This is a genomic window from Mesorhizobium sp. WSM4815 (genome assembly GCF_055811575.1).
The window spans coordinates 1-1,264 of the sequence record NZ_JBVVQS010000047.1; the positions used below are offsets into that span (position 1 = coordinate 1).

Annotated in this window: 2 protein-coding genes; both read left to right on the plus strand. The window is 61.2% G+C overall.

All coding sequences use genetic code 11. The features are described 5' to 3' along the window. Nucleotides 1-123, plus strand: a 123-nt coding sequence (locus AC0L2B_RS00205) for a co-chaperone GroES (RefSeq protein ID WP_473743639.1), incomplete at its 5' end; no start/stop codon positions are given. Between the two features lie 62 nt (nucleotides 124-185). Continuing rightward, a partial coding sequence (gene groL, locus AC0L2B_RS00210) for a chaperonin GroEL (RefSeq protein ID WP_473743638.1) occupies nucleotides 186-1,264 on the plus strand: 1,079 nt, incomplete at its 3' end.

Consider the following 1,264-nt stretch of genomic DNA (forward strand, 5'->3'; position numbering starts at 1 on the left):
CCGCTGGACGTCAAGGCCGGCGATCGCATCCTGTTCGGCAAGTGGTCGGGCACCGAAGTCAAGCTCAATGGCGAAGACCTTCTGATCATGAAGGAATCCGACGTCATGGGCATCATCGGCTGAATCTCGGCCTCACCATCACTTAAATCCCAGGGCTCAATTCAAGCCCCTGCCAGGAGCTAAAAATGGCTGCCAAAGACGTAAAATTTTCTCGCGATGCCCGTGAGCGCATGCTGCGCGGCGTCAACATCCTCGCCGACGCTGTGAAGGTCACGCTCGGCCCCAAGGGCCGCAACGTCGTCCTCGACAAGTCGTTCGGCGCCCCGCGCATCACCAAGGACGGCGTCACCGTCGCCAAGGAAATCGAACTTTCCGACAAGTTCGAGAACATGGGCGCGCAGATGGTCCGCGAAGTTGCTTCGAAGACCAACGACATCGCCGGCGACGGCACCACGACCGCGACCGTTCTGGCGCAGTCGATCGTCCAGGAAGGCCACAAGGCGGTTGCCGCCGGCATGAACCCGATGGACCTGAAGCGCGGCATCGATCTCGCGGTTAGCGACGTCGTCTCGACGCTGATCAAGAACGCCAAGAAGATCAAGACCTCGGAAGAGGTTGCCCAGGTCGGCACCATCGCCGGCAATGGCGATGCTTCGGTCGGCTCGATGATCGCCGAAGCGATGCAGAAGGTCGGCAATGAGGGCGTCATCACGGTCGAGGAAGCCAAGACCGCCGAGACCGAACTCGAAGTCGTCGAAGGCATGCAGTTCGACCGCGGCTATCTCTCGCCCTACTTCGTCACCAACGCCGACAAGATGGTTGCGGACCTGGAAGACGCCTACATCCTTCTCCACGAGAAGAAGCTCTCCAACCTGCAAGCCATGCTGCCGATCCTCGAGGCTGTCGTGCAGACTTCGAAGCCGCTGGTCATCATCTCGGAAGACGTCGAAGGCGAGGCCCTGGCCACGCTGGTCGTCAACAAGCTGCGTGGCGGCCTGAAGATCGCCGCCGTCAAGGCGCCGGGCTTCGGTGATCGCCGCAAGGCCATGCTGGAAGACATCGCCATCCTCACCGGTGGCCAGGTCATTTCCGAAGACCTCGGCATCAAGCTCGAGAATGTTGGCCTCAACATGCTCGGCCGCGCCAAGAAGGTGTCGATCTCCAAGGAGAACACCACCATCGTCGACGGCGCCGGCAAGAAGGCCGAGATCCAGGGCCGCGTCGCCCAGATCAAGCAGCAGATCGAGGAGACCACCTCGGACTA